Source organism: Lampropedia puyangensis (genome assembly GCF_004833285.1).
Lineage (GTDB): Bacteria > Pseudomonadota > Gammaproteobacteria > Burkholderiales > Burkholderiaceae_C > Lampropedia > Lampropedia puyangensis.
This window is the reverse complement of the sequence record NZ_STFG01000011.1, coordinates 75,139-97,253: the sequence shown is the minus strand read 5'-3', so window position 1 is coordinate 97,253 and position 22,115 is coordinate 75,139. Positions and strand designations below refer to the sequence as shown.

Here is a 22,115-nt window from a genome sequence, read left to right as displayed (position 1 = left end):
GAAAAACAACATTCTTCTGTCATGATGATGCCCCCGCTTGGCTCAATGCGTCCAACGTTGCCTTAGGCGAGGCTGGGCCAACACGACTGACTATTGAAAAATCCAAGGAGACGACTTCCCATGACGACATTCAATCGCCGTAAATGGCTGGGTTTGGGTTTGCAAACGGCTGCAGTTGCCGCTGCGGCTGCGCAATGGCCGATGGCGTTCGCACAATCGAGCCGACCAGTGAGCATTTTGGTGGGATTCCCCCCCGGAGGCGGCTCGGATGCGTTGGCACGTTTGTTGGCCGTGCATTTGCAAAAAGAAATGGGTATGAATTTTGTCGTGGACAACCGTCCTGGTGCTGGTGGGCAAATTGCAGCGCAAGCACTGAAAGCTGCTGCGCCTGACGGGAATACGGTTTTTTTCTCGCATGACCATACGGTCACTATCGTGCCCAAAGTGGTCAAAGTTCCGGGCTTTAACACGGAAGCTGACTTTCAGGCCGTTGCCGGTGTGGCCACGTTTGTCAACGCCTTTGCGGTCACCGCATCGCACCCGGCAAAAACCTTTCACGAGTATGTGGAGTGGGTTAAGGCGCAAACCAGTGCACCTATGCGTGCAATTGGCGTGCCCGCGCCCGCCTCGACCTTGGAGTTCATTGCCAAGGTGCTCGATAAGAAATACGACTTGGATATTGAGACCGTGCCATACCGCGGCAGCGGCCCCATGCTGGCGGACTTGATGGGCGCGCAAATTCAAGCAGGCTTTGCGACCTTGCCTGAGTTGATTGAGTTGAACAAGTCCGGCCGGGTGCGTATTTTGAATGTTTTGGGCAGCAAGCGCCAAGCGGTGCTGCCCGATGTGCCGACCTTTGCGGAGATTGGCGTGGCAGGATTTGAAGATCCTCCGTTCTATGGTTTTTTTGCTCCAAAAGGTATGCCCGCAGAAAAAATTGCGCAATGGGAGCAAGCCACGCAAAAAGTGCTTCAAATCCCAGAAGTGCGCAAACAACTTGAAGACTGGGGCATGACCGTGGATTACATGAACCACCAGCAATTGCACGATGCCGAAGCGGCATACAGCAAAACCTGGGGGCGCATCATCAACGATTTGGGCTATGTTCCGCAGTGACGGGGTGGCCCAGCCATTGGACTATTTGACTTGAAAGAACAGGCGGCTTTGACATGCTGATGTACCCCGAAATCAACCCGATAGCGCTACAAGTGGGCCCGCTGGCGGTCCATTGGTATGGATTGACTTATCTGGTGGGCTTCATCCTTTTCATGATTTTGGGGCGCCAGCGGCTCAAGCAGCCGCCTTATGACCGCTTGGTCCAGCAAGGGGTGTGGCATACGCGTGATGTAGAGGACTTGCTCTTCATTGGGGTCATTTGCATCATTTTAGGGGGGCGCCTAGGCTATGTGCTGTTTTACAAGCCTGGTTACTACTTGGCCAATCCGCTTGAAATCGTCATGATCAATAAAGGGGGCATGGCGTTTCATGGTGCCTTGATTGGCTCTATCGTGGCGATGGTGTGGTTTTGTGTCACGCGCAAGCGATCGTTTTGGCAGGTGGCCGATTTTGTTGCGCCGTGTGTGCCTTTGGGCTTTGCTGCTGGCCGCATAGGCAACTTCATCAATGGTGAGTTATGGGGCCGTTTTGCCCCATTGGATTTGCCTTGGGGCATGGTGTTTCCGCAAAGCGGTAGCTTGTTACCGCGCCATCCGTCACAGATTTACCAGTTTCTACTTGAAGGGGTTCTGCTTTTTATTATCTTGTGGCTGTTTGCCCGTAAGGAGCATGCCCAAGGCCGTGTGGCGGCTGTATTTTTGATGGGCTATGGCGCATTGCGTTTCATTGCAGAGTTTTTCCGTGAGCCGGATGACTTTCTTGGCCTGTTGTCGCTGGGCATGAGTATGGGGCAATGGCTGTGCGTTCCCATGGTGTTAGCCGGCGTGGCTGTTTGGGTATGGGCAGGCAAGCGTGCCACGATAGCACCATAACAAGCGATAAGCGCAAAACAAAAGCCCCGGTCAATAGACCGGGGCTTTTGTTTGGGGACTGTCAATATTGCCTGCGTGGCTGCAACTCCGTAATGGGCAATGGGCGTGGGCGGCCTTGTTCATCAATGGCGACATAGGTCAGTGTGGCTTCGGTCACTTTGACGTATTGATTGCCTAAGGCTCGGCGTTCGGCAAAAACTTCGACCAAGACCTGCACGGAGGTGCGCCCCAGTTTTGTGACTTTGGAGTAAAACGACAGCAAGTCACCAACCTGCACGGGTTGTTTGAAGATGAACTCATTGACCGCAACGGTGGCCATTCTCCCGCCTGTATAGCGTGCAGGTAGTACTGAGCCGGCTAGATCAACCTGGGCCATGACCCAACCGCCAAAAATGTCACCATTGCTGTTGCTGTCCTTGGGCATGGGAATGACTTTGAGGACCAGCTCCATATCAGTAGGAAGGGAGACGGTAGGAATGGAAGACATGTGCAAGACCTGTGCGTTGGTTCGTTTCAAAGGGGACTATTTTAGTGCGCAGACAGCTTGTGTTGCACCTGTGCACGTTGCCACGACCATTGACCTAAAATGGCCCACGCTCGCGCGCCGCGCAGTAAAACTGTTGCACCACGCATGACCACCAACTGACTGTAGGGAACACGCCATGGATCGTATTTTGAACCTTGTTCGAAACCAATTGATTGAAGTCATTGAATGGACAGATGACTCGCGAGATACCTTGTCTTTCCGTTGGCCTGATGAGGACAAGGAAATCAAAAATGGTGCGCAGTTGATTGTGCGTGAATCACAGCAAGTGCAATTTGTGGCAGCAGGCCAATTTGCAGACTTGTTCAATCCCGGCAAACACACGCTGAGTACAGAGAATATTCCGGTTCTGTCGACGATTTTGGGCTGGAAGTACGGTTTTCAATCGCCTTTCAAGTGCGATGTGTATTACCTCAATACGCGACTGTTCACGGGCAACAAGTGGGGCACATCGAATCCGGTGATGATGCGTGACCAGGATTTTGGCGTGGTGCGCCTGCGTGCTTTTGGGACGTATGACTTCCGTATCGTCGATGCACCAAAATTTTTAAAAGAGGTCGCAGGTACGGATCAGAATTTCCGTTTGGACGAGTTCAATGACACCATGCGCTCGCGCATTGTGAGTGTCTTTACCGAGGCGTTGGCCAAGGCGCACGTACCTGTGCTGGATATTGCCCAGCGTTACAGCGAATTGGGTGATGCGCTGCTGCCCATCATCAACCCGGTGATTCAAGACAAGTATGGACTGGAGGTCAGCAGCTTTATTCTCGAAAACGTCTCCGTCCCGCCTGAGGTGGAGCAAGCCATTGACAAGCGTTCGAGCATGGGGGTGATTGACAACCTCAACGATTACGTGAAATACCAAATGGGTGTTGCCATGGGACAAGGTGGTGAAGCTGGCGCTGCGGCCACGGTGCCAGCGCAAATGGCCATGGGTTTTGGCATGGCCCAAGAGATGATGAAGAGCATGCAGTCCCCTGCTTCTGGCGCACCTGCTGCAGGCACCTTAGGTGCGTCGGTGGCCCCTGCTGCGAGCTTGGACGTTTTGACTCCTGAACAGGTGGCACAGGCGTTGGGCGTATCGGTTGAGGATGTCATGGCCTCGATTGAGGCCGGCGATTTGAAGGCGCGCAAAATCGGTAGCGCTTGGCGCATTGCCAAGAGTGCATTGGAAGAATTTTTGCGGGGCTGAGTGCGGCTTGTCTGAGGTTAGGGGACGCGTTCGATTTCCCCAGAGATAGACCATGAATACACCAGCTTCTGACCCGGCCTCTTTGATGGCATCGCCCTCCAAACCGGCAGCGCAGCCCAGGCAGACACGCCAAACCCAGGCGGTAAGCAAGCATCCGTGTCCGGAGTGCGGTGCCAATTTGGAATGGAGTCCTGCCAAGCAGGCGCTGGTATGTCCCTATTGTGGAACGACGGCTGCGTGGAGTCCTTCAGATCTGTCTGCGGGTGATGGTAGTGAAGTTGCTGCGGTAGCCGAGCAAGACTTGGAAGCCGCTTTGCGCGATCCTCGCAACCAACGGGGCTGGACTGACCAGCGGCGTGAAGTTAAGTGCCAGAACTGCCATGCGATTTCGGTGTTTACCGATGGGCGAGTAGCACAGCGCTGTGATTTTTGTGGCTCACCAGCCATCGTGCCACATGAAGAATTTGAAGATGCCATCACTCCGCAAAGCATACTGCCGTTCAAAATAAGCGATACACAACTGCGCGATCGCGTGCGTAAGTGGTATGGCTCACGCTGGTTTGCACCCAACAAACTCAAGTCCGCGGCCCTGACAGACACCCTCAAGGGCGTGTATTTGCCATACTGGACGTTTGATGCCCATGCGAAGGCACGCTGGCGTGCCGATGCCGGGCATTATTACTACACCACGCAGACTTATCGCGATGCCAATGGCAACACACAAACGCGGCAAGTGCAGCAGGTGCGTTGGGTGCCCGCTGCTGGCGAGGTGGCCCATTTCTTTGATGATGAGTTGGTGCCAGGAACTGTGGGGGTGCATCCAGCGCTGATGCGCAAAATCGAGCCTTTTCCTACCGTGACCAACTTGGTGCCTTATTCGCCTGAATATGTGCGTGGCTGGACGGTGGAGCGCTACCAGGTGGACTTGCGCAAAGCCGCTGGTGTTGGCCAGCAACAAATGCAAGAGAAATTGAGGGCGCTGTGTGTTGCGCGAATTCCCGGCGATACCTACCGCAATTTGATGGTCGACGCGCAGTACACAGGGCGTACTTTCAAACATGTTCTGGTGCCCGTTTGGCTGATTAGTTACACCTATGGGCGGAAAAACTACCAAGTAGTGGCCAATGGGTATACCGGACAAATGGCTGGTGAGCAGCCCTACAGTTGGGTCAAAATCACGTTGGCAGTCATGGCGGTTTTGGTCTTGCTTGGGCTATTGCTGGCGTATTCTGGCCGGTGAGCCGTTGGCATTGTCGGCGACGCCCTGGCGAATGCCATTGACCTTGGTGAATGTATGCCGGGGGGCGCATGGACGGATGGCTCATGCGCTACGCGAGGGAGGCGTTTGTGCTTTTTAATGAACAATCCCGCTCATTGCGTAGATAATCATTTTTTCTGTGTGCGGAGACGGCGAGTGAGGGGCCGGCTGCGCAACAGCCTGAAGCACGTGTGCCGTTGGCACTTTGCTTTGTGTGCTACTGAACTTCATTTCAATTCTGTGAGCCTTGAGATCGCAATGGCATGAATAAGCGTTCCTACAGTCTGCAAACGCATCTGCTGGCTTTGCTGGCTGTTGCGCTATTGCCGGTTTTGTTGGTTGGGGCGGTGGCAACGGCTTTGGGCTCTAGGCAGTTGCATGAGTCGGCACTGCAGCAATTGCAAGACAATGCGAGCGCATTGACTGAATTGGTGGACCAGCGTTTTGTCAGTTATGCGCAAATTTTGCGTTTGATGAGTCGCGATAGGTCAGCGGCGATGGTTGGCAATGCTGCTGTCAGCCATGCAGATTTGACTTTGGTGGATCTGCGCAAACCTGAGCAGCGGATGATCTTGCCTTCTGCGTTTCTGGAAAAGCTCGATGCTGGTCAAGACATTGCCGTTTCAGATTTAATAACTTCGCGTGCGCCTGGGCCATTGCATGTGGCGATTGGTCTGGCCTCTGATGCTTCGGATGGTGCGGCATCTTTTGCAATGATGGTGCCTTCTACGGACATTATTGATTTTGCGAAGATTTCTATGCTGGAGGCTCCTAAAGCATCTCTGATTGCGGTGGTCGATAGCCAGGGGCGCATTGTCGCGCGTTCACGCGACCAAGCCCAGTGGCTTGGGCAAGAAGCGCCTGACTGGGGCACACTCCAAGTCATTGATGCAGATTACGGGATTTTTTCTGCATCTTCGGCTGAAGGTCGCTCGGTCAAAATGGCATTCAAACGGCTCAAGGTGGCAACGGGCTGGGCCTTGATTGTGGGTGAGGACGAGGACGTTCTCAATGCCTCTTGGCGCGTTCCATTGCGTGGTATGTTGCTGGGGGCTCTGGTGACAGCCATTGTTTCTTTGTTGCTTGCGCGTTGGGCAAGCCGCAGGATATTGCTGTCTTTGAAAACAGTGCAAGGAAGCAGCCGTGCAGTGGTTGCAGACAGTGAGGCGCCACGGGCACAGGATCAGCAAAGTGGCGCCACCATACGGGAGTTTGATGAGCTCAGTGATAACTGGCTGCAAGCGCAAGGCTTGTTGAAAGACCAAGCGTATCAAGCCAAAGCATTGGCAACGCGCTTACAGCGCAATGAGGCGCGCCATCGTGCTGTGGCAGAAGTGGGGGCTTTGGTTTTTTGGCAAGCCAGTCCGAACTGGGAAATCAAGCAGTTGACTGGTTGGCGAGAGTTGACGGGGCAATCAGAAGCACAGGCATTAGGCGGTGGTTGGCAAAGCAGGGTGCATCCTCGTGACTTGACCACCATGGAGGCCAACTGGCCTGAAGGTGACGATGTGGATCTTGAGTTTCGTGTGCTGGATGTGCACGAGCGATGGCATTGGGTTCGTGCGCGTGGCGCACGCATTGGTGACTCGTATAGTGGTGAAGCTGAATGGGCAGGGGTGTTGGAAGATGTGGATGCGCGTATGCGGGCGCAAGCGCGCATTGGCTACTTGGCTAAATATGATCCACTGACTGGACTGGCCAACCGCAGTTATTTTCATGATGTCTTGGCTGCTGCGTTATCGCGCGAGGAACCACGTTGGGCCGCAGTGTTGTGCATGGGACTTGATCGTTTCATTCAAATCAACGACACCCTTGGGCATTCAGTGGGAGATGAGCTTCTGCAACGTGTGACTGCGCGTCTGATGGGTTTATTGCCACAAGATGGCCTATTGGCGCGTTTTGGTGGGGATGAGTTTGCTTTGCTGTTCAAGACGGCGATGCCCTTGATTGACTCCCAGCAACTGGGGGAGCAGATTCTGACTGCATTTCAAGAGCCATTTCTGATTCATGACAACAGCATCAACGTCAATTTGAGTATTGGTATCGCGTTGAGCCAATCCGTGACAGACAGTGCAGAGCAGCTCATGCGCCATGCAGACATGGCCTTGCATCGGGCCAAGGCTGATGGACGGGGACGGTTGCGTTTTTTTGAACGTGCGATGGACCAGCAAATTCAACACCGTCGTGAGATGGAAGTGGATTTGCGAAAAGGCATTGAAAAAGCACAATTTCATTTGGTTTACCAACCCGTTGTCAATCTAAGCTCTTTGCAATTGGTTGGATTTGAGGCACTGCTGCGTTGGCAACACCCCTATATGGGAATGCTTGATCCTGGACGTTTTTTGCCTATTGCCGAGGACATCGGCTTGATGGAGCCATTGGGTGCGTGGGTGTTGAAGCAAGCCTGCCTTGATGCGTGCTGCTGGCCTGATGCTTCTTTGTCTGTAGCAGTCAATGTCGCGGCCAGTCAGCTCCATGGTGCATTGCTTCCTATGGTGGCAGGCGTGCTGGCGCAAACTCATTTAACGCCGCATCGTTTAGAACTTGAAGTTACAGAGAACGCATTGATGGCCCATATCGAAAGTGCCGCCAAAGGCTTGTTGGAGCTCAAAAGCCAGGGGGTGGCCATTGTGCTGGATGATTTTGGAACGGGCTATACCTCGCTGAGCCATCTGCGTGCGTTTCCTTTTGACAAAGTCAAAATAGACAAGGCTTTTGTGCAAGACCTTTCCAGTGCTGCGCATGAATACGATGGGGCAGCCATCATTGCTGCTATTGGTCTGCTGTGCAAACGTCTAGGGATTGTGGCGGTGGCCGAAGGGGTAGAAACCATCCAGCAAATGAACCAAGTGCTTGGCTACGAATGCCAGCAGGCGCAGGGTTTTTTGTTTGGTCGCCCGCTGCGCCAAGAGGAGGTTTGCCAACTGATCGTTGATTGGCCTGCTATTCGGCAACGCATTGCTTTGCTGCAAACCCCGCAGAACCTCCACTAGCGGTACACATTTTTAGATCACTTGCCTAGTCGTCTGGCAATTTGTCCGACCAGATCGGTTTGCATATCGGTGAATAGCATTTGCTCTTCAGCCTCTTTGGCAATGGCAAAGGTTTCGTCGTAGGTCAAGTCTCGTGTTTGCAGCAACTCCACGATTTCGCCTGGTGTTTGACTCAAGGTCGGGCGCAACCGGTAGCGAACGCGCAAACGCAGTTGCAATTCACGCACTCCCCCTGTGGCCGACTGGCTGATGACGGCGCGTTCATGCTGCTCTTGGAGCAGCTCAAACACCTGTTCTGTCAATTCTGGATTATTGGGTGCGCGCAGGACGGTGATGTTGGAGGCCTCGAGCGTGCGTTGCAGTTGACGCGCCAAAGGGGAGGCTTCTGCTGCTTGAATGAAGACCGACTTGAAAGGAAAGTTCGAAGAACCGCGTAAGGCAAAACCGCACCCTGTTAGGGCACTGGCGGCGATGGATGCAGGCAAAAGAGAAAGAAGGCGACGACGTTGCATGAGACAAAAGAGTAGGGGAGTGCAAAAAGGCGTTGAGAACTCGCCTCGATCAGACCCGAAAATCATACAGCCGTTCACGTCAAATGAAAAAAAGGCCGTATGACCCTAAATGTAGGATAAGGCCTGTGAATTGATAGGAGACAAAACCAACTCCAGTCATCGTGAAGAGGTTCTGGAATCATCAATGCGCACTAAAGGCGATGCCCCTTCTATGTCGAATGCAGACGGTATTCTGTTTACGTTGTGTGATAGAGCAGCGTTTGGCTGCACTATCAGGACGCTCGCGGTGCGCGCCGCCATGCAGCTAGGCCCAGCATGCTGATGGCTGCTAGCAAGCCAATGGGTGTGTTGACTGGGACAGGGTGCACCCCTGATGTGACCTCTGGTGGGTTGTTTCCACCAGTGCTCACAAACTGGCATAAGTTACGGAAGAGCTGTTGCTCGGCTAAGCTGGCATTCGAAAGCATGAAATTCACGTCGAACACAACGGTTAAAGAACCTTTTGGGGCTTGATTCAAGGAGCCTATCGCCCACGCTACCGCTGTGCCGCCATTGCTGTTGCTGGTTGCAAAGACACCTGTCCCAGCCGTGGTGGTGCCTCCTGCTGCAACAAATGCAAGGCTATTGAGTCCGCCGGTATCGAAGGGGGGGGTGATTGTTTGCGCTTCGTCGCCCATTGGATAGAAGTGCAAGCTGCCACCACCCAGCATATCAATCAATGTGAGCAGAGAATCGTTGCGTGGCGCAAAGCCGCTGTTTTCACCCATTAGAAACATGCGCCCACCGGCCTCTAAGTAGTCTCGGTATCTCTCTTGCGTTGCAGGCAGTAATGCGTCTTCATCGTCGTAACGGATATCCCAAATTTGGGCATACCCAGTCAGATCGGTCGGAGGCGTACCGACTACTGTGTATTGATGTTGTGTTCCGCAAGTTTGCGGCAATTGGGCGGTGATGTCGGCGCTCACCTCTGGCTCAGATGCCGTGCTTGCACTATTGATGACCAAAATGCTATCGGCTGCTGCAATAGTCGATAGGCTTAGAGCCAAGGCTATTGCAGCCATTTTGGCGCATGCTTTTACTGTCATGACAGACTCTCCTCTCGTTGATAACACTCTCTTCTTTTGAATTGAATGTAGTGTTGGAGAGAAGGCTTGTGGGGTGCGCTTTGTTAAGAAAGCTGCACTGCACCTTTCAGAAAGTTACTGCTTAGAGTGCTTAGCCATGGAGGAGGCAGGCAAAAAAATGTAAGCGATCTGTCGCATAATTTATTGATTTATTTGTTTTTTTTGACGTAGAAGCGTACTGGCCATGTTCAACATGGCATGCATAGGAATGCCATGACATCTTGATGTGGAGAGACAAAGGTTGACTTTGTGGTGCATGCCATGTCTCGTTTATGACGCACTGCGAAGAGCAACGATAAAGTCAAGGAAAAAAATGCGCCGCTAATTGATCAGTTAGCGGCGCACATGTAGGCGGGATGTAAGTTTTTTTTACACCACGATGTTGACAAGTTTTTTAGGAACCACAATGACCTTTTTCGGCGCAGCGCCTTCGGCTTGCTTGATGAAGGCATCGGTAGCTAGCGCCGCGGCCTCGATGGTGGCTTTGTCTGCCGAGGCGGGGACGGTGAATGAGCCGCGCAACTTGCCATTGATTTGCAGCATGTATTCGAGCTCGTCTTGCTCCAGCGCTTTGGCATCGACCTTGGGCCAAGGGGCGTCGAGCAGTTCGCCAAAGCCTTTCGCGTAGCCCAGCTCGTCCCATTGCGCATGGGTCAAGTGCGGGGTGGCAGGGTAAATGATGCGCAGCAAAATGCCAAAGCTTTCGGCCAGTGCCAAGTGGTCTTCAGCACTTTCCGGCTTGAAGGCTTCGAGCGCGTTGAGCATCTTCATCGCGCCAGACACCACGGTGTTGAATTGAAGGCGTTGGTAATCGAAATCCACTTGCTTGAGCACGCTGTGGATTTCCAAGCGCAAGGCCTTGGCGGTTTTGCCAAATGCGGCTGTGGGGGCGGCGGTTTTGTCTAGCTGGGCAATCGCGGCGGCGGCTGGGGAATCGGCCAGTTTTGCACCGAAATTCCACACGCGGCGCAGGAAGCGGTAGCTTCCCTCCACGGCGGAATCGTTCCACTCCAGCGTCAGCTCGGGCGGTGCGGTGAACATGGTGTAGAGGCGGGCGGTATCGGCACCGTATTGCTCGATCAGGTCTTGCGGGTCCACGCCATTGTTCTTCGACTTTGACATGGTGCCCACGCCTTCGTAGTCGATTGGCGTGCCCACAGGCAGCAGGCCGTCGGCGCTGTCCACGGCGTTTTTCAGCTTCGCACCGGTGATTTTGCCGCCCTCGTCAAAGGTGTTTTCCACATCCTTTGGCCAGAAGTATTCCTTACCGCCTTTGGCGGTGCGGCGGCTGTAGATGTGGTTGAGCACCATGCCTTGCGTGAGCAGCTTGGTGAAGGGCTCGTCGAATTTCACCAGTCCCAAGTCGCGCATGACCTTGGTCCAGAAGCGGGCGTACAGCAAGTGCAGGATGGCGTGTTCTACACCACCGATGTACTGGTCCATCGGCATCCAATAATCGGCACCGGTATCGACCATTTTTTCGGCGTTGGTCGGGTCGCAATAGCGCATGAAGTACCACGACGAATCGACGAAGGTGTCCATCGTGTCGGTCTCGCGGCGCGCAGGTTTGCCGCAGCATGGGCAGACCACTCCTGCGTGGAACACTTCCGATTTGACCAGCGGGTTGCCAGAACCATCGGGCACCAAATCTTCGGGCAGCACGACGGGCAGGTCTTTTTCAGGCACGGGCTGCGCGCCGCAATCCTCGCAATGGATGATCGGGATCGGCGTGCCCCAATAGCGTTGGCGGCTCACACCCCAATCGCGCAAACGCCAGGTGGTTTTCTTCTCGCCCAAGCCTTTGGCTTCGACCAATACCGCCACTTTTTCCAGCGCATCTTTGTAGCCGAGACCATCGAGATCGCCGGAGTTGACGCACACGCATTTTTGCTTGTCGGCAGACCATTCAGACCAAGCATCGGTGCTGAAGGTCTCACCTTCTACGGCAACCACTTGTTTGATAGGCAAGTTGTATTTCTTGGCAAACGCGAAGTCGCGTTCGTCGTGCGCGGGTACGCCCATCACGGCGCCATCGCCATAGCTCATCAGCACGTAGTTGCCGACCCAGACTTCCACTTGTGCGCCGGTCAACGGGTGGGTGACGAACAGGCCGGTGGGCAGGCCTTCTTTTTCTTTGGTGGCTAATTCCGCCTCGGTGTTACCGCCTTTTTTGCATTCTTCGATGAAGGCCGCGAGCTTTTCATTGCCAGCAGCCGCATGCGCAGCCAGTGGGTGCTCCGGCGCGACGGCGCAGAAGGTCACGCCATAAATCGTGTCTGGGCGGGTGGTGAAGACGTACATGCGGCCGTCTTGAATCAGCGAGCCGCTTGCATCTTTGATGTCGTGCGTGAAGGCAAAGCGCACCCCGCTGGATTTGCCAATCCAGTTCTCTTGCATCAAGCGCACTTTGTCGGGCCAGCCGGTTAGTGTGGCTTTGTCGTTGCCGATTTGCACGTGGTCGAGCAATTCTTGCGCGTAGTCGGTGATCTTCAAGTAATAGCCGGGGATTTCGCGCTTTTCCACCAGCGCGCCGGTGCGCCAGCCGCGTCCATCAATCACCTGCTCGTTGGCCAGCACGGTTTGGTCGACTGGGTCCCAGTTGACCACTTGGGTCTTGCGGTAGGCGATGCCTTTTTCCAGCATTTTCAAGAACAGCCACTGGTTCCATCGGTAGTACTCGGGCTGGCAGGTGGCTACTTCGCGGCTCCAGTCAATCGCCAGCCCCATCGCCTGCATCTGCTTTTTCATGTAGGCGATGTTCTCGTAGGTCCACTTCGCAGGCGGCACTTTGTTTTTCAGCGCGGCGTTCTCAGCCGGCAGGCCAAATGCATCCCAGCCCATGGGCATCAGCACGTTCTTGCCTTGCATGCGCAAGCTGCGCGTGATCATGTCGTTGATCGTGTAATTGCGCACATGGCCCATGTGCAGCTTGCCGCTGGGATAGGGCAGCATGGAGCAGGCGTAGTACTTGTCTTTGCTGGCTTGCTCGGTCACGCGGTAAGCGTCAGTGGCTGTCCAATGGGCATGGGCGGTTTTTTCAACCGCGTGGTGGTCGTATTTGTCTTGCATGGCTAGGCGAGGATGGGGGCGGCGTGTGCCCGAATCCGGTATTTTATCGGGCTAGCGCGGCTCTTGTCGTTTGGGGCGTAGTTCTGTCTCTGAACTACGCATTTAGCCTGCCTGCTTTTGCCTCGCGTCACTCCTAAATTGGAGTCAGGCAGAGGTCTTCGATGGCTTCATGCACTCAATGCCGCACCGGAAACACCAGGCACGTCGTAGTTGCATGGGCGTAAAGTGTGCCATCGGGGCCGTAGAGCCTGCCCTCTGCTGTGGCCAATTGTTTGCCGCTGTGGATGATCTTGCCTTCTGCCCGCACGCGTGGCACTTTTGGGGTGATAGCGCGCACCATGTTGATGCTCAATTCGGCTGTGGTGTAAGCACTGCCAACGGGCAAGCTGGAATGCACAGCGCATCCCAATGCGGAGTCGAGCAAGGTCGCAAACCAGCCACCATGAATGGTGCCTAAGGGGTTCAAATAAGCTTGTTGTGGCTCTCCTTGGAATAGGGCGTAACCATGTTCTACGGCAATTAAACCAAACCCTAGAGTTTTAGCAATTTCTGCATATGGGAGTTCACCTTTGAGCATGCCTTGCATGATCTCTAGCCCGCTTTTTCCTACAGTTTGGTCTGGCCGGGCTAGGCCAGGCCCAGCGCCTTGGTGAATGAGGCTGTAGATACGGTTTTCTTCTTCGATCCACTGGTTGATTTCATTGCGTGTGGCTGTGGGGTTGTGCATAAGTCTCCTTGTATGGGTGTTTGTGATAAATTAATTGTATATACAATGATTGTATGTACAATAATTAAATATGAATTCATTAACTGTTTCTTCCAATGCTCAGCCATTAAAGGGCTGTACGAATTTCAAACTGCACAAGCTTGCCCGCTTGGTTGGGCGGCGTTATGACGCGCAGTTGGCACAGGTAGGTTTGACGACGGCGCAGTACGCATTAATGAATCATGTGCATTATTTGGGGCCGATGCGACCGGTTGATTTGTCGCAAGCTATGGGGCTGACACCGTCGACTTTGACTCGCAATGTGCAGCCGTTGATTGCCCAGGGGTGGTTGTACATGCAGGCTGGCGCAGATGCTCGGAGTCGTCAAATCGGTTTGACTGAGCAAGGCTTGAGCAAGCGAGCAGAGGCACAGAAGAGTTGGCGCAAAGCGCAGCAAGACATGAATACCTTGCTGGGTGTTGAGCAGGCAGCGCAATTACATGGTTTGTTAGATGCCTGCACTAAGGCATTGACCGAGAGCATGGCTGATGAGCCAGTCTTGTAGTTGCAATAAGTCTTACTAAAGCACAACAGGAGATGTGATGACTTCAACGCCATTGCCCCTTGATGACGGTTCTGAACAGCGCAATGCCTGGCTGTGGGTGGTACTGGCCGCTGCCAGCGTATTTGCGTTGACGATGGGGGTGCGACAGACAATGGGGTTGTTCATGTCCCCGTTGAACACCAGTACCGGTTTAGGGGTGGCCAATATCAGTTTGGCGTTTGCCTTTGGGCAATTGTGGTGGGGGTTGACGCAGCCATTTGCGGGCGCCGTAACTGATCGCATTGGCGCTGGTCGTGTTTTGGCGCTGGGGCTTTTCTTGGTGGCGTTGGGAACGGTGCTGACTCCTTACATGCAATCGACCTTCGGCTTGATTGTGGCAATCGGTATTTTGGCTGCCGGGGGCGCAGGTATGGCGGGGCCTGCTGTTTTGATGGCGGTGACGACGCGTATGGTGCCAGTGCAGCGGCGTGGAGTTGCTAGCGGTGTGGTCAATGCGGGAGGTTCGTTTGGTCAATTTGTCATGGCTCCCTTGGCGGCTGGCTTAACGGCTTGGCTAGGCTGGCTGCTATCAATGCAGACATTGGGCTTAATGGTTCTGTTGGCATTACCTGCTGCCTGGTTGCTGCGCAATCGCATACCGAAAAATCAAAACGACAGAAAGATTGGGCACAACGCTGATTCGATGGCGGGACCTGGGATTGAACGTATGCCATTGAAAGCGGTTTTACGCCAGGCATGGGCGCTGCCCAGTTACCGTTATTTGTGCTTGGGCTTTCTGGTGTGCGGTTTTCACGTGGCATTTTTAGCAACGCACTTGCCAGGGGTTGTCGCTGCATGTGGCTTACCGCCTTCGGTCGCGGCATGGTCTTTGGGGTTGATTGGGTTGTTCAATATCGTCGGCAGCGTCGCAATGGGCTGGGCTGTAGGGCGCTGGCGCATGAAGTCGCTACTTTCATTGGTGTATGCCACACGAGCGATTGCCGTTGTGCTCTTCGTGCTGGCACCCAAAACAGCTGGGGTCATGCTGGTGTTTGCCGCAGTAATGGGCGTCACATTCTTATCTACCGTGCCACCCACTGCGGGTTTGGTGGCCAAGTTTTTTGGACCGCAGAATATGGCGATGCTGTTTGGTGTGGTGATGTTGGCCCACCAAGTTGGTGGGTTTATGGGCGCTTGGCTGGGCGGGCAAGTGTGGGAGATGACCGGCAGCTATGACTGGGTCTGGATGATCGATATTGTGCTTGCTCTAGGAGCTGCCTTGGTGCATTTGCCTATTCGAGAGTCTGCTTTGGCCGTTGTCAACCCACTGCCTGATGGTGCACGCGCGGGTTAAACGGACATGGATGGGGTGGCTCGCCTAACACGCGAGCCTTGGGCTAAGCGCTTTAGAAAGGCAGTTTAGGAAAGCCGCCACCGCCCATCAAGGCCTTGGCACCACCAAGCTTTTTCATCATTTTCATCATCCCGCTGCCCTTCATTTTTTTCATCATGCCTTGCATCTGTTCAAACTCTTTGAGCAGGCGATTGACATCTTGCACCTGAACGCCGGCGCCAGTTGCAATACGTTTTTTGCGTTGTGCTTTGATGAGGGCAGGGTGTTTGCGTTCTTTGGCCGTCATGCTGCAAATGATGCCTTCTTTACGGCGAACGTCTTTTTCGACGCGGTTCATATCGACCTGACCTGCTTTCTCAGCCAGTTCACCAGGAAGTTTTTCCAGCAGGGAGGACAGGCCGCCCATTTGCTTCATTTGCTGCAACTGCATTAAAAAGTCGTTCAGGTCGAAACCATCACCGCTTTTGACCTTCTCCGCCAGTTTTTGGGCTGCCTGCATGTCTACGCCTGCGGAGACTTGCTCGACCAAGGCGACGATATCTCCCATGCCCAGAATACGGCCAGCATGGCGTTCTGCGTCGAAAATCTCGATGCCGTCAATTTTCTCGCTTACCCCGGCGAACTTAATGGGCGCGCCGGTGATTTGTTTGACTGACAGAGCGGCACCACCGCGTGAATCGCCGTCGAGTTTGGTCAGCACAATGCCGGTCAGGGGCAGGGCTTCCTTAAAGGCTTTGGCGGTGTTGATGGCATCTTGCCCTTGCATGGCATCGACCACGAACAAAGTCTCAGCCGGATTGATGGCTGCGTGCAGTGTTTTGATTTCCTCCATCAGCACTTCGTCAATTGCGAGGCGGCCTGCTGTATCGACGATCAGCACATCAAAGTAGTGCTTTTTGGCGTAATCAAGTGCGGCACGGGCGATATCCAGCGGCTTCTGGTCTGGCGTGCTTGGGAACCACTCGGCTCCTGCCTGAGCGCTCACAGTTTTGAGCTGCTCGATCGCTGCGGGGCGGTACACGTCGCCGGAGACGGTCAGCACTTTTTTCTTCAGACGCTCTTTGAGGAGTTTTGCGATTTTGGCGCTGGTGGTGGTTTTACCAGCACCTTGCAGGCCGGCCATCAGAATCACGGCAGGCGGCTGCACGTTGAGGTTGAGCTCAGCTTGGCCGTCCCCCATGGTGGCTGCCAACTCCTTGTTGACAATGCCAACCAAGGCTTGGCCTGGCTTGAGGGAGCCGACCACGTCCTGCCCCAACGCCTTTTCTTTCACACGGGCAATGAAGTCGCGCACGACGGGCAAGGCCACGTCAGCTTCGAGCAAAGCCATGCGTACTTCTCGCAGCATGTCTTGTACGTTTGATTCGGTGATGCGGGCTTGGCCGCGCATTTCCTTGACAAGGCGCGAGAGTTTGTCGCTCAAAGCGGAAGCCATGGGGTGTTCTCCAGTCGGAAGTTCAGGGGCTGCAGCCGCCGTCGGTAGCGGGCGGTGGCTGCATTCAAATCAGTAGATGGTGCAGTGGTGCCTTTGGCATGGGCTTCAAGGGCCACGTTGGCTATGTGCTTCAGTTTGGGCAAGGCGGTGTGATTCACAAGGCCATACCAAGAAAATAAGGCCAGGCTGGGCCTCACAAACCCACTGAGCCGAGCATGTTGCTGTTACCCCTGCCACGACCGTGGCAGTTCACAGCAGCGGCCAACACCCAGCATGGAGCCAGTACACTTGCCGCATGATTGTACCTAGTGCATTTGATCCTCCTGTTCTGTTGGCTGTAGCCGCCGCACTCTTTTATGGGCTTGCTGCAGCTTTGTATTCGCACGCCTCGCCACATCCGCCGCGTTTGGCGCTGTTGGCGGCATGGTTGCTGCATATGTTGGCCATTGGTGCGGCGTTAGCCGTGGATGGCGCGCGCTTTGGCTTCGGGCCTGCGCTTTCTGTGACTTCTTGGCTGGTCATTACGGTGTATGGGATTGAGTACCACATCTTGCCGCGCTTGCAGCCGCACTGGCCACTGGCCTTGATTGCTGCGGCAGCGGCTGTGATTGGCGCGGTGTTTCCAGGCCAGCTATTGACGGCCAGCGCAGGCCCTTTGCTGGCGATTCATCTGGCCCTCGCAATTGCCTGTTATGGGCTGTTTGCCATGGCGGTAGTGCATGGCTGGCTGATGCTGCGGGCGGAAAAGCAAATGCGCAACGCATCGGCCGCTGCGCTGGAGAGCTTGCCCTTGTTGTCGCTGGAGCGGCTGACCTTTCGCTTCGCATTGGCAGGTTTTGTTTTGCTGACCGCTACGCTGATTGCCGGCTTGTTTTTTGGCGAGGAGTTGTACGGTCGTGCATGGGCTTGGAGCCACAAAGAGGTCTTTTCGGTGTTGGCCTGGTTGACGTTTGCCGGGCTTTTGCTGGCGCGCTGGCGGCAAGGTTTGCGTGGCCGCAAAGCGGTTCGCATTCTTAATATCGGGGCGGTGTTGCTGCTGTTGGCTTACGTGGGCTCGCGCTTTGTGGTTGAGGTGGTGCTGCGATCATGAGCAAACTGATTTTGACGGTGGTAGTGGTCGCTGTGGCCATTGGCCTCTGGAGGCTGACGCGCCAGTCTGCACGGCAGGCTCAGCAGCGCAAAGCGGCCAAACCTTTGCGCATTCGCCAGATGGTGCGCTGTACTGTGTGCGGGGCCCAAGTAGATGACCAGTTCACGGTGATGGGGCCCAAAGGACCCCAGTGTAAAGAACATGGCCTGTCCAAAGGGTCTGCCAGACACAAGGCCAAACCATGAGTGCTGCGCTGATGCGTTTATGGGGGTTGACGGCAGCCAAAGAGGCTGCGTTGGGGCCATTTCAGCGTTTATGGCGGGGGTTTCTCACGGGTCGCGTGATGCTGTCGTTTGCGCTGCTGTTCCTTCTGGTAGCCGAACGGTTGATTACGCAAGGGGTGAGCTCTCGGGTTTTGTGGCTGACCGCGAGCTATTTTTTTGCCGCTGCTATCGTGCGTTTGGCCTTTGGGCCGCGCAAACCCAGCCGGGCCCCTGCATTGCACTGGGTATTCACGCTGGGGGTGGACATGTTGGTGTGTGGCTTGCTTATGCAGTGGCACAGCACAGCCGATATCAGTCTGATTCCTTTACTCGGCCTGCCTGTGTTGATGGCTGCAGCACTAGGTAACTTCACCGTTTTGGTGGGGGCCGTACTTGGCGTGTGCGCCACGTTGGCCTGGGTGACTTTGTGGCCACTGGGCATGCACGTTAATCCGCAGCAGGTGCTCCAGTCCGTATTGGCTGGCATGGGCTTTTCGGTGCTGGGTTTGCTGGTGTACCAAATGTCCCAGCGTTTGTCTGGTGAAGAGCAAGAGGGCAAGAAAAGCCGCGCTGCCGCGGTGATGCAAAGCCAGGTCAATGCGCTGGTCATCAGCAAGCTGACTGACGGTGTTCTGGTCGTGGACCATGACATGATGGTGCATTCTGCCAACCCGGCCGCGTTGGACATTCTGGGGCTGGATGTGCAAGCCAGTTTGCCTTTTTCGCTGGCTTGCGAAGCCTTGTGGCAACCGCTGTTGGTGATGGCTAAAGTGACCATGCGACGCGCCAGCCCGCAAACCGCAGACCTGACCCTGCTGCCATCGGGGGCCAGCCCTATCGGAGTGCATGTGCGTTCGTGGCTGACTTCGGCGGCTGAGCACTCGCGCCGTACCGATACCAGCAAAAGCCATTGTGTGATGTTTTTGCAGGACTTGCGCACAGTGCAGGCGCAAATTCGTACCGAAAAGCTCGCCTCCATGGGGCGCATGTCGGCAGCGGTGGCGCATGAAATTCGCAACCCCCTGACGGCGATCATCCAAGCCAATACCTTGCTTGCAGAGGATTTGAACGACCCTGGCACGCAGCGTTTAACGCGCATGATTGAGCATAACGCGGACCGATTGCGCCGCATTGCCGAGGACATTCTCGATGTAGCCCGCGTTCAGCGTCAGACCGATGTGGCCGAGCATGTGGAGACACTCCCCTTGGATGCATGGACGGCTGAGTGCATCCATGATTGGTCACAGCAAGACCCGCTGCGCCGGCTAGTGTTGCAGCACCTCACAGCCAAAGAGGTATCGGTTGGCTTTGATCGCGACCACCTAAGGCGCATTCTGGTGAATTTGCTGGACAACGCCATGCGTTACAAAGGGCCGCACCCTGATTCGTTGCAAGTCACCACGCGTTTGGGCGCCAACGGCCAAGCGTTGCTCACGGTTTGGAGTGATGGCGCTCCTTTGGAAAAATCAGTTGAGCAGCATCTGTTCGAACCATTTTTCTCTTCCGAAAGCCGCTCCTCGGGGTTGGGGCTATTTCTCTGCCGCGAATTGTGTGAGCGGCATGGTGCCAGCATTGGTTACCAACGGATTGAGCATGTGACCGAACGCGGTTCAGTCAGCGGCAATGCCTTCACGGTGCTTTTTCGCCGGCCTGTGAAAGCGCATGGCAGCCGCCAGTCTGGCGTCGATGAATTGGTGGTTTAGGCCGTTGGGCAGGCCGACGCGCTGTTTTCCGCTGTGGCAGATAGGCAGCCGCCGCACCAGCATTCCAGCGCGGCAGTGCCTTCAATGCAAACGTGAGTTACTGGCGGGATGGGAATACTCCATTGACTACGATGCACCAAGTCATCCCCAAGTAGGGGTTGCGAATTTTCACCTCTTGCCCGCCACCAGAGGGGGCGGTTTCAGAGGCTATTGCAGAGGCGGCTAAGGTCGTATCTGCTTCGCTCGCTGCAACGTAGCCGCCCGCATTCATGGTTTGGGCCGGCACTCGAGTTGGGTTTGGGGTGGTATGTGTGGCAGGCTTGGTGCTTGCGGTAGGGCTGTTGGTTGCCGCGATTGTGTGGCTATGCAGCGGTAATTGAGCGGTCGATAATGTGACCTGCTCAGATCCTGCTTTCTGGCCCAGGGCAATGTTAGAAAGGCCGGGACCCTGTCCCGCTCCAATGGGGCTGCGGCCTTGTAAATCAGGCAGTGCAAAATTGGTTGTTCCATTTCCACCATAAAATGTGCCCAGTATTGCAAACAATGCAGCATTTTGCTGGACTGGTATCAGTGCCCCATTCGCCACCATGGAGCCTTGGGGGCAGAAATTGCTGGCAAATAAAAATACTTCCCCTAGGTATTTTTCTTGTGCTTGTGCAAAGGCTTGGTTGCCTAAAATCAAGCCTAAGGCACAGGCAGCGACTACGGTGGTTTGACGCAGCAGTTGAGTCGGGCGCATAGTGCGCGATGGAGTCGGAGTCGGTTGGTATGTGGCAGGCCCGCGCACAGTAGGGGTGGTCATGGCGTGTATTCCTTCAAACGGTTTTTACAGTGCGGTAATAAAACAAATGCTGTCGATGCGATTGGCTTCTTCGGCGGCCAGCCAGCCAATCGTGAGGGTGAAGCCTTGTGCGGTAGGATTGCTGATTCTGGCTGCCAGGCTACGGCCTTCGGTGGTGCGCGCATCGATGAGGGCGCTGTAATGGGCAGTGGCAATGGGGGCGGAGAAGGAAATGGTGTATGCCAAGTTATTTGGAGTGACAGTGAAGTTTGTCCCCCGTGTGGGCGAGCCTGCTGCGTCAAAACAGCCATGACGAATGTCTGCAACACCGTTGATGGATGTTCCGGCAGGGCCTACAGGGCCCTGTAGGCCTTGAGCGCCAGGAATACCTTGAATACCTTGCGGACCTCGATCACCCTTTTCCCCTTGGGCGCCTTTATCCCCTTGTGCTCCCGTATCGCCTTTTTCACCTTTTTCACCTTTTTCACCTTGTGGCCCAACAGGGCCTGGTGTGCCATTCACAACCAATGTATCAGGGCTGCAGGTTTGCAATGCACCGCTACTGTCTTGGCAAATGAGGGAGTCAATCTGCCCAGTAGCGGGAAGGTTGGGCAGTTGTACCTGCGCGTCAGGAGTGATCCGCAGGGCGATTGCGCCATCGGATGATTTCAGGCTGATGCCTCCATCTGGTGGTGGCGTCAGGGTCATGTCTGCGGCATGGGCCGGCAGACTCAGGGTGGCAGCCAGCAGACCAGGTGCCAGCAATAAGGCGTGTTTCATGAATGTTCCTGTGAAATACGAATGTGTTGGTGGAGTTGGCTCACGTACGTGCGTTTGGGATGTGGGCTAAAAGGCTTAGGTTGGGGCGTGTCCAGACCAGCCATGCCATCAGTAAACTCAGCACGATAAGCAACGTGCCGTTCAGGCCAGGCACTGGCGTGGCCGTCTGTGTGTGGGGCGTGTTGCCGGCAAAAGGGTCAATGGTGCCTAGCGGCCCTTTGGCCGGGTTGCTTGGTCCGCCGTCAACACGGGTGACACTGCCGCCGCCTTGGTTGGTGACCTCGCCTTGGTTGCTGTAATCCTGTGACAGTGTGATGGTTGCGCCCGTGATATCCAGTTCGCCACCGTTGGCAATAACCAGATTGCGGATACCCGTAATGTGTGCGCCATTGCTGAGGATCAGCACGCCTTCGACGACCAGATCTGTCCCGGCCAAGTCAATGTAGCCGCCATTGAGTTCAAAGTAGGAACCCGGTGGTGAGCTGATAAACGCCCAAGCGGAGCCCAGCGGGATGCATAAGGCCAGCATCAGCACGACCCGTTTTGGGGCACTGTAGATAGGCGAGAGGTGCAGGCGTAACCAAAGGGTCGCAGCAGCAAATGTTTGCATGGCAGAAATGGTCAATAAAAGTTAATTGACGCGATTATTAGTCTGCCTCTTCCCCTCCGTCTATACCTGAAATTGGGTAATTTGAGGCTGAAGACAAAAAAACTTGGCGATGGCGATGGCGATGGCGATGGCGATGGCTGATAGTTGTTGGTTGATCAAACCCTGTTAT

General features: G+C 54.9%; 20 protein-coding genes. 10 read left to right on the top strand and 10 right to left on the bottom strand.

From position 1 onward, the window contains the following. Nucleotides 1–120 precede the first annotated feature (120 nt). Nucleotides 121–1,116, top strand: coding sequence for a tripartite tricarboxylate transporter substrate-binding protein (locus tag E9531_RS10995; RefSeq protein ID WP_136573807.1), 996 nt, complete (start codon nt 121–123; stop codon nt 1,114–1,116). A gap of 53 nt (nt 1,117–1,169) precedes the next feature. Next, a complete protein-coding gene (gene lgt / locus E9531_RS10990) occupies nt 1,170–1,988 on the top strand; it encodes a prolipoprotein diacylglyceryl transferase (protein WP_136573806.1) in 819 nt (272 codons plus the stop codon). Nucleotides 1,989–2,049: 61 nt separating this feature from the next. On the opposite strand, the gene E9531_RS10985 is transcribed toward lgt, so the two are convergent. Then, nucleotides 2,050–2,475, bottom strand: a complete 426-nt coding sequence (locus tag E9531_RS10985; RefSeq protein WP_136573805.1) for an acyl-CoA thioesterase — start codon at nt 2,473–2,475, stop codon at nt 2,050–2,052. A gap of 175 nt (nt 2,476–2,650) precedes the next feature. Between E9531_RS10985 and E9531_RS10980 the strand changes: the two genes are divergently transcribed. The 3 genes from E9531_RS10980 (at nt 2,651) to E9531_RS10970 (ending at nt 7,975) form a co-directional block, all read left to right on the top strand. Next, entirely contained in the window at nt 2,651–3,724 is a 1,074-nt protein-coding gene (locus E9531_RS10980; protein ID WP_136573804.1) for an SPFH and helix-turn-helix domain-containing protein, read from the top strand. Nucleotides 3,725–3,776: 52 nt separating this feature from the next. Then, a complete protein-coding gene (locus E9531_RS10975) occupies nt 3,777–4,964 on the top strand; it encodes a zinc ribbon domain-containing protein (RefSeq protein WP_170181422.1) in 1,188 nt (395 codons plus the stop codon). Nucleotides 4,965–5,245: 281 nt separating this feature from the next. After that, nucleotides 5,246–7,975 (top strand): EAL domain-containing protein, encoded by a 2,730-nt coding sequence (locus E9531_RS10970; RefSeq protein WP_136573803.1) that lies wholly within the window; start codon nt 5,246–5,248, stop codon nt 7,973–7,975. A gap of 17 nt (nt 7,976–7,992) precedes the next feature. Here the strand turns inward: E9531_RS10970 and E9531_RS10965 are convergent, their stop codons facing one another. From E9531_RS10965 to E9531_RS10950, 4 genes are all read right to left on the bottom strand, one after another. Continuing rightward, nucleotides 7,993–8,487 carry an LPS-assembly lipoprotein LptE gene (locus tag E9531_RS10965; RefSeq protein ID WP_136573802.1) on the bottom strand — a complete coding sequence of 165 codons (495 nt, stop codon included), beginning with the start codon at nt 8,485–8,487 and terminating at the stop codon, nt 7,993–7,995. A gap of 272 nt (nt 8,488–8,759) precedes the next feature. Beyond that, nucleotides 8,760–9,572 (bottom strand): hypothetical protein, encoded by an 813-nt coding sequence (locus tag E9531_RS10960; RefSeq protein ID WP_136573801.1) that lies wholly within the window; start codon nt 9,570–9,572, stop codon nt 8,760–8,762. 408 nt (nt 9,573–9,980) lie between these two features. Beyond that, a complete protein-coding gene (leuS, locus tag E9531_RS10955; protein WP_136573800.1) occupies nt 9,981–12,680 on the bottom strand; it encodes a leucine--tRNA ligase in 2,700 nt (899 codons plus the stop codon). A 175-nt stretch (nt 12,681–12,855) separates the two neighbouring features. Then, complete coding sequence (locus E9531_RS10950; RefSeq protein ID WP_136573799.1) at nt 12,856–13,407, bottom strand: PaaI family thioesterase; 552 nt, start codon at nt 13,405–13,407, stop codon at nt 12,856–12,858. A gap of 70 nt (nt 13,408–13,477) precedes the next feature. Here E9531_RS10950 and E9531_RS10945 point away from each other — a divergent pair, with 70 nt between their 5' ends. After that, the gene (locus E9531_RS10945) at nt 13,478–13,951 is read left to right on the top strand and encodes a MarR family winged helix-turn-helix transcriptional regulator (protein ID WP_136573798.1); all 474 of its coding nucleotides are present in this window, start codon (nt 13,478–13,480) and stop codon (nt 13,949–13,951) included. Nucleotides 13,952–13,988: 37 nt separating this feature from the next. Next, nucleotides 13,989–15,284 carry an MFS transporter gene (locus tag E9531_RS10940; RefSeq protein WP_136573797.1) on the top strand — a complete coding sequence of 432 codons (1,296 nt, stop codon included), beginning with the start codon at nt 13,989–13,991 and terminating at the stop codon, nt 15,282–15,284. Between the two features lie 52 nt (nt 15,285–15,336). On the opposite strand, the gene ffh is transcribed toward E9531_RS10940, so the two are convergent. After that, nucleotides 15,337–16,719: a signal recognition particle protein gene (gene ffh, locus E9531_RS10935; protein WP_136573796.1), complete on the bottom strand. Its 1,383-nt coding sequence runs from the start codon at nt 16,717–16,719 to the stop codon at nt 15,337–15,339. Then, nucleotides 16,704–16,877, bottom strand: a complete 174-nt coding sequence (locus E9531_RS17495) for a hypothetical protein (protein WP_158291766.1) — start codon at nt 16,875–16,877, stop codon at nt 16,704–16,706. The genes ffh and E9531_RS17495 overlap by 16 nt, the downstream gene beginning before the upstream one ends. Before the next feature lie 137 nt (nt 16,878–17,014). On the opposite strand from E9531_RS17495, the gene E9531_RS10930 reads away from it, so the two are divergent. Genes E9531_RS10930 through E9531_RS10920 form a run of 3 tightly spaced genes read left to right on the top strand, consistent with a single transcriptional unit; the run spans nt 17,015 to nt 19,775 of the window. Beyond that, nucleotides 17,015–17,809, top strand: a complete 795-nt coding sequence (locus E9531_RS10930; RefSeq protein WP_136573795.1) for a cytochrome C assembly family protein — start codon at nt 17,015–17,017, stop codon at nt 17,807–17,809. Next, nucleotides 17,806–18,054, top strand: a complete 249-nt coding sequence (locus E9531_RS10925; protein WP_136573794.1) for a hypothetical protein — start codon at nt 17,806–17,808, stop codon at nt 18,052–18,054. The genes E9531_RS10930 and E9531_RS10925 overlap by 4 nt, the downstream gene beginning before the upstream one ends. Continuing rightward, nucleotides 18,051–19,775, top strand: coding sequence for a sensor histidine kinase (locus E9531_RS10920; RefSeq protein ID WP_244610077.1), 1,725 nt, complete (start codon nt 18,051–18,053; stop codon nt 19,773–19,775). The genes E9531_RS10925 and E9531_RS10920 overlap by 4 nt, the downstream gene beginning before the upstream one ends. A 97-nt stretch (nt 19,776–19,872) precedes the next feature. On the opposite strand, the gene E9531_RS10915 is transcribed toward E9531_RS10920, so the two are convergent. The 3 genes from E9531_RS10915 to E9531_RS10905 are packed head-to-tail and all read right to left on the bottom strand — an operon-like array spanning nt 19,873 to nt 21,946. After that, entirely contained in the window at nt 19,873–20,577 is a 705-nt protein-coding gene (locus E9531_RS10915; RefSeq protein WP_136573793.1) for a phage tail protein, read from the bottom strand. Between the two features lie 24 nt (nt 20,578–20,601). Further along, nucleotides 20,602–21,336 carry a collagen-like protein gene (locus tag E9531_RS17925; RefSeq protein ID WP_136573792.1) on the bottom strand — a complete coding sequence of 245 codons (735 nt, stop codon included), beginning with the start codon at nt 21,334–21,336 and terminating at the stop codon, nt 20,602–20,604. A 40-nt stretch (nt 21,337–21,376) separates the two neighbouring features. Then, nucleotides 21,377–21,946, bottom strand: coding sequence for a hypothetical protein (locus E9531_RS10905; RefSeq protein ID WP_136573791.1), 570 nt, complete (start codon nt 21,944–21,946; stop codon nt 21,377–21,379). Nucleotides 21,947–22,115: the final 169 nt, after the last annotated feature.